General features: G+C 56.2%; 6 protein-coding genes. All 6 read left to right on the top strand.

Annotated features, from left to right (window positions below; all coding sequences use genetic code 11):
- On the top strand, nucleotides 1-498 hold a 498-nt coding region (gene lgt / locus BIS11_RS08415; RefSeq protein ID WP_253585917.1), incomplete at its 5' end, for a prolipoprotein diacylglyceryl transferase.
- A gap of 94 nt (nucleotides 499-592) precedes the next feature.
- On the top strand, nucleotides 593-1,435 hold the full coding sequence (locus BIS11_RS08410) for a thymidylate synthase (protein ID WP_253585919.1): 843 nt from the start codon (nucleotides 593-595) through the stop codon (nucleotides 1,433-1,435).
- On the top strand, nucleotides 1,432-1,968 hold the full coding sequence (locus BIS11_RS08405; protein ID WP_253424564.1) for a dihydrofolate reductase: 537 nt from the start codon (nucleotides 1,432-1,434) through the stop codon (nucleotides 1,966-1,968). Before BIS11_RS08410 ends, BIS11_RS08405 begins: the two co-directional genes overlap by 4 nt.
- A gap of 20 nt (nucleotides 1,969-1,988) precedes the next feature.
- Nucleotides 1,989-2,675: a ProQ/FINO family protein gene (locus BIS11_RS08400; protein WP_253424561.1), complete on the top strand. Its 687-nt coding sequence runs from the start codon at nucleotides 1,989-1,991 to the stop codon at nucleotides 2,673-2,675.
- A gap of 262 nt (nucleotides 2,676-2,937) precedes the next feature.
- Nucleotides 2,938-3,987 carry a porin gene (locus BIS11_RS08395; RefSeq protein WP_253424558.1) on the top strand — a complete coding sequence of 350 codons (1,050 nt, stop codon included), beginning with the start codon at nucleotides 2,938-2,940 and terminating at the stop codon, nucleotides 3,985-3,987.
- 1,233 nt (nucleotides 3,988-5,220) lie between these two features.
- Nucleotides 5,221-6,521, top strand: a 1,301-nt coding sequence (locus BIS11_RS08390; protein ID WP_253585918.1) for a phosphoglucomutase, alpha-D-glucose phosphate-specific, incomplete at its 3' end; no start/stop codon positions are given.

Below are 6,521 nucleotides of genomic sequence, written 5' to 3'. Positions count from 1 at the left end.
GGGCTGATCGGCGTGCTGCTGGCCGCGTGGCTGTTCGCGCGGCGCAAGAAGCTGGCCTTCTTCACCCTGACCGATTTCATCGCTCCGCTGGTGCCGATCGGCCTTGGCGCCGGGCGCATCGGCAACTTCATCAACCACGAGCTGCCCGGGCGCGTCTCCTCGCTGCCCTGGGCGATGCCGTTTCCCGGCATGGGGCCGGAGCCTCGTCACCCTTCGGCGCTTTACGAGGCGCTGCTCGAGGGGCTGGTGCTCTTCGTCATTCTCTGGTGGGTCTCGGCCAAGCCCCGGGCGCGCGGTTTCGTGTCGGGCCTGTTCCTGCTCGGCTACGGCGCGTTTCGCTTTCTGGTCGAGTTCGTGCGCCTGCCGGATGCGCACATCGGCTTCATCGCCTTTGGCTGGGTAACCATGGGCATGCTGTTGACCCTTCCCATGATCGCGCTGGGCGTGGCTTTCATGGTGTGGTCGCGCAACAACCCGGTCGACGCCAAGCGCGTTTGAATCGCGCGTTTTCGGGCGGCGTTGCATCCATGAGGCAGCGCCGCCTAGAATACAGCCTTCAACGACTTTCGACTCTGGACACCCTGTGACTGCCATGATGCCTGCCGCTTCGCCCCAAGCTGCTCCCACCGCCGCGCTCGAACAGCCCTATCTCGACCTCATGCGCACCGTGCTGGAGCAGGGCGTCGATCGCGATGATCGTACCGGCGTGGGCACGCGCTCGATCTTCGGCCACCAGATGCGCTTCGACCTGGCGCGCGGGTTTCCGCTGTTGACCACCAAGAAGCTGCACCTGCGCTCGATCATTCACGAGCTTTTGTGGTTTCTGAAGGGCGATACCAACATCGGCTACCTCAAAGAGCACGGGGTGCGCATCTGGGACGAGTGGGCCGACGAGAACGGCGACCTGGGCCCGGTCTACGGCTACCAGTGGCGCAGCTGGCCCAGCCCGAAAGGCGGCGAAAGCGTCGACCAGATCGCCCAGGTGCTGGAGCAGATTCGCACCAACCCGCAGTCGCGCCGGCTCATCGTCTCGGCCTGGAACCCGGCCCAGGTGGACGAAATGAAGCTGCCGCCGTGCCACTGCCTGTTCCAGTTCTACGTGGCCGACGGGCGCCTTTCCTGCCAGCTCTACCAGCGCAGCGCCGATATCTTCCTGGGCGTTCCGTTCAATATCGCAAGCTACGCATTGCTGACGGCCATGGTGGCCCAGGTGTGCGGGCTCGAGCCCGGTGAGTTCGTGCATACCCTGGGGGATGCGCACCTCTACAGCAACCATGTCGAGCAGGCCAGGGAACAGCTGGTCCGCGCACCGCTGAGCCCGCCCACTCTGTGGCTCAACCCGGAAGTGCGCGAGCTGTTCGATTTCACCTTCGACGACATTCGTATCGACGACTACGAAGCCCATCCCCACATCAAGGCGCAGGTGGCCGTATGACACAGCGCTCCCTGTACGAGCCCCTGGTGCCGGTGGCGATGATCGTCGCCATGGCGAAGAATGGCGTGATCGGCGTCGAAGGCAAGCTGCCCTGGTACCTGCCGGAGGACCTCAAGTTCTTCAAGCGCATGACCCAGGCCAAGCCCCTGGTGATGGGGCGCAAGACGTTTGCTTCGATCGGCAAGCCCTTGCCCAATCGCCTGAACATCGTCGTCACGCGTGACGACGCCTTCATGGCCGAAGGCATTCGCGTCTGCCACGACCTCTCGCAGGCGCTCGAGCTTGCCGACCAGCAGGCCACCATCGAGGCGGCGGAAGAGATCATGGTGATGGGCGGCGGCGAGATCTACCGTCAGGCGCTATCCATCGCCCAGCGTCTCTACGTGACCGAGGTGGAGGTCGAGGTCGAAGGTGATACCACCTTTCCGGAAATTCCCCTTTCATCGTTTCGAGAAGTGCAGCGCGTGGCGGGTAGCCCCGGCGAGGGGCAGCCCCGGTACGATTTCGTCGTTTACGAGCGTATAGCCGACTAGTCAGCTCCAAGGAGGGCGCCATGGCCGCCAGCGTACTGAACCTGATCGAATCACTGGAAGCGCATCTCGCGGGTACCCAGCAAGAGCTCGAGCAACTGCGCCGGGAGAACGCCCGCCTGAAGGAGCAGCTAGCGCATGTGCTCGAACGCCCCTTGGCAGCCACATCGCCCGCCGAAGAGGCGCCAGCCCCGGTACCCGAGGCTGCCACACGGGGCGAGACACCTCCTTCGCCCCAAGCGCTCTTGAAGCAGTGGTACGAGCGCTACCCAGAGGCTTTCTTCAAGGGCCACACCAAGCCGCTCAAGGTAGGGATCCATATCGATCTGGCCCAGCGCGAGCCGTGGTCCGGCAAGTTGATACGTCGCGCCCTGGCCAATTACGTCAACCTGCCGCGCTACGTCAAATCCATGCGCGAAGGCGCCGAGCGCGTCGACCTGGATGGCCAGCCAGCGGGTATCGTCGACAAGGAAGCCTCGCTTCATGCAAGTGAACGGCGCAAGGAGCAGGTAGGCGAAGAGCCCGCCAAACCTGCCTTCAAAAAGCCCGGCAATTCCCCCGTGCCGGCGCGAAACGAAGTTCGCCAGCAGGCCGGGCACGACCAACCGTCTCGGTCGAAAGACGAAGGGCAGGTGGTCGAAGACGCAAAGGCGCCGTTGACGATGGAAGAAAAAATAAAAGGGTTGATGCAAAAGTTCGAAGCGCGCTGAGACTCGCAAAAGGCCTCCAGGGTTCCATAAAAATTCGCGAATAATAAAAGAACACTGTTTTTTTCTATTGCGTTCCCCGGAATCCCAGTATAGAGTTTGGCTTGCGAGCATTGGACTATAACAAGGCTGATTTGAGGACATGCCACATATCGCCAAGAAACCGGCGAATGACAGAAGAGCATGACCCATGAGCCACCTGCGGGGTTTCGGAAAAGCCCGGCAGTAACGATCGAAACAGTAAGCTAGTTAAGGAACCTACATCATGAAAAAGACACTTTTAGCGACTGCTATCATTGGTGCTCTGGGCGCCTCTGCTGCCGCTCAAGCAGCCACTGTTTACGACGAAGACGGCACCAAGGTTGACCTGTACGGCCGTATCGCTCTCGGTATTGCCGGTGGCGGCCCGGAGTACAACGGTGATGGCGAAGAGCTGAACAACGATCCTGAGTTCGTAGATGTGTTTTCTCGTCTCGGTTTCCGCCTGAGCCAGGAAATCTCTCGTGACCTGACTGCGTTCGGTCGTCTGGAATGGCGTTTCCGCGCTGACGAGCGTCGCTCTGGCGAAGCCTTCCGCGAAACTCGCCAGTCTTACCTTGGTCTGACAAGCCGTCAATTCGGTACTTTCCAAGCTGGTAACTTCGACAGCTTCTACAACCAGTTCGTTTCACTGCCGTTCGATGTTTACATCGATCAAGGCCTGGAATTTGTTGGTAACGCCAAGCAGTCTCGCGGCGATTCCATCGGTTACTACACGCCCGATCTGCAAGGCTTTACTGCTTTCTTGCAAGCCAAGCACTACAGCAAGCGTGGCCTCGTAGGTGTTGAGGCCAACGAAAGCAACGAAATCGCTACCCAAGGTGGTGTTCGTTACGCGCAAGGCCCTGTTACCATCGGTCTTGGTTTCGTTGACGACGTAGTAGAAGGTGGCGGCAACGACGAAATGCTGTACGGCCTCGTCGGCTCTTATGATTTCACCGACAACTTCTCGGCTCGTCTTGGCTACGAAGGTCGTGAAAATGGTGACGTCATTGTCAACGATGCGATCGGCCGTGGCGGTTATGATAGCGTAGGCATCGGTGGTACTTTCACCACTGGTCCTTGGGCTTTCAACATCGATTACTACAATGTTGAGCGCGACGATGCCGAAACTAGCCGTTCTTGGGCTACCGGTGCTTACTACAACGTTTCCAGCAACTTCGACGTATTCGTAGAAGTAGCTGATGCAGACGCACCGCGTGTCAACCGTGACACTAACCTCGGTGATCTGACTGATGACGTGTACTGGCTGACAGGTGCTCGCTACTTCTTCTAAGCTATGCATATGAAGTAATTTTGATTGTTAAATAACCGGCCTTTATGGCCGGTTTTTTCTATATATCTAACTGCTTATAAATTACTTCGGCTGGTTTTGTTATGAATTTAAGATTAATATTTTGGGATAAGTTTTCTAAAGTTTAAATGGTGGGTTAATTATCGATAATTAATAAAGTATTTTATATAAACATCTAAATTTTTATGTAAATATTCGAATTGATGATTTCACTTTTATTTTGTATTTCTTGAAATATCAATTATTATTTATTATTGAATTCAATGTGTCGATTGTGTGGTTCCGGAGTTTGATGATTTATCCATGGTTCGGATGCTTTATTATCACGCCACGCCTATGCACGCTCTTCGAGAGGGTCGGCGGCAATAGACATAATCGGTCGCGACACTGAGTCAATGCTACGGCAGCCCACAGACGGTGCATAAGCGGCCCCTAATGAGATGCCATCGAAGACGTATACGTGGACTTAAAAACGGTTTGCGCATTGAGGAAATTTGGCAGACGCTTCTGTACTTTATCCATACGGTGTTGACAAATAGAAGGAAAGTGTCATTTGAGAAGAGAGTTGAGGCAAAGAGCTGCAAACCGCTTACTTTAAATGCTGTCTATTATCGCGAGGGTGTCGGGCAACGGTAGATGTAACCTTATTCGCCTTTAAGCCAACGGACGAGTGAAGAGTGTTAAGAAGGAGACGCGTCCAACGTTCCATTGCGTCTTGCTGGAGCGGCTGCAATCTAACTTAAAAGATTACTTCTGAACTCATAACAGCGTCCAGCTGCTTTGATTTCTAAAAAAAATTCACTGCATTTATTCTGAAGCAGTAGTAAAAATCTTGGTAATTACTTGATGATTCACAATTCTGTTTATTTAAGATAAAACTTAAGATAAGATTTAATATCTTGGTTGCAAAATAATGACGCTAATAGATAACGTCATTCTTATAACTTATTTTAAAGCATAAGGAGTTGTTTAAGTGTTTGTTGGTTAAAAATGCTGTTGATGTATATTTTATATGATTGATTTTATTATAAGAAAAGGCTATTTTCGGTTTTTAGGTAAGTTGAAATTGGCTTATAGAGTTTGAAGCTATGATCTCTTAAAGAGAGCTGATTTGAGTGGGTCTTCTATATAGCTTTAAAGTGTTTTCCTGAGCTTTCTTGTCAAAAACATAGTAATATGCCTGGTATATTCAGCCAACAGGACAGTCGAATGCGATTGGAAATCCTATCGAGATCATTTTACGAACAGGTTCCCAATGCCGATATCGCTGCCGAGCGCGTGGCGTTCGGTACGTCCGGGCATCGCGGTCGCGCTACCCAGCGCACCTTCAACGCCGCGCATATCTGGGCGATTACCCAGGCGGTGGTGGACTACCGCCTTGATGCCGGCTACCAGGGGCCGCTGTTTCTGGGGCTGGATACCCACGCCCTGTCTCGCCCGGCCTGGGAGTGCGCGCTGCAGGTGCTGGCCGCCAACGATGTCGCGGTGAAGATCGAGAAAGGGCAGGGCTATACCGCTACGCCCCTGGTCAGCCATGCCATCTTGCAGCATAACGCCGATCCCAATGCGCCCCGCGCGGATGGCCTGATCATCACGCCATCGCACAATCCGCCGGAAGATGGCGGCATCAAGTACAACCCCTACCACGGTGGCCCGGCGGATACCGATGCCACTGGCTGGATCGAGGCACGCGCCAACGAGTATCTCGCGCGCATCGACGACGTGCCGCGCGTATCGCTTGAAAAGGCGCTCGCTCACGCCAGCGAATTCGACTTCACCGCGCTCTACGTGGGCAACCTCTCGCGGGTCGTCGATATGGAGGCGATCGAGCGGGCGGGCCTCAAACTGGGCGCGGACCCGATGGGCGGTACGGCCTTGCCGGTGTGGCAGGCCATCGCCGAGCGCTTCGAGCTCGAGCTCGAGGTGGTCAACACCACCATCGACGAAAGCTTTGCCTTCATGCCGCCGGATCATGACGGCAAGACGCGCATGGACTGCTCGAGCCCGGCAGCCATGGCGAACCTGCTCGAGATCAAGGACCGTTTCGATCTCGCCTTCGGCAACGACCCGGACGCCGACCGCCACGGCATCGTCGATGCCGGCGGGCTGATGAACCCCAACCACTTCCTGGCCGTGTGCGTGGATTATCTCTTGAGCTATCGGCCGAACTGGCCCGCTAGCGGCGAAAACGCGCTCAAGATCGGCAAGACCCTGGTGTCGTCGTCGATGATCGACCGCGTGGTGGCCTCTCACGAACGCGAACTTCATGAGGTGCCGGTCGGCTTCAAGTGGTTCGTCGAAGGGTTGCACCAGGGGTATCTCGGTTTCGGCGGTGAGGAGAGCGCCGGAGCAAGCCTTCTGACCCGCGATGGCAAGCCGTGGTCGACGGACAAGGACGGCATCGCGTTGTGCCTGCTGGCCGCCGAGATCATGGCGGTCACCGGCAAGACCCCCAGCGCCTATTACACCGAGCTGACCGAGCGCCTGGGCACGCCCAGCTACAAGCGGGTGGATAC

Origin of the sequence: Halomonas sp. 707D4 (genome assembly GCF_024158685.1) — a bacterium.
GTDB lineage: Bacteria > Pseudomonadota > Gammaproteobacteria > Pseudomonadales > Halomonadaceae > Vreelandella.
Note: the sequence above shows the minus strand (reverse complement) of the source record. Positions and strands in the feature narration are given on the sequence as shown.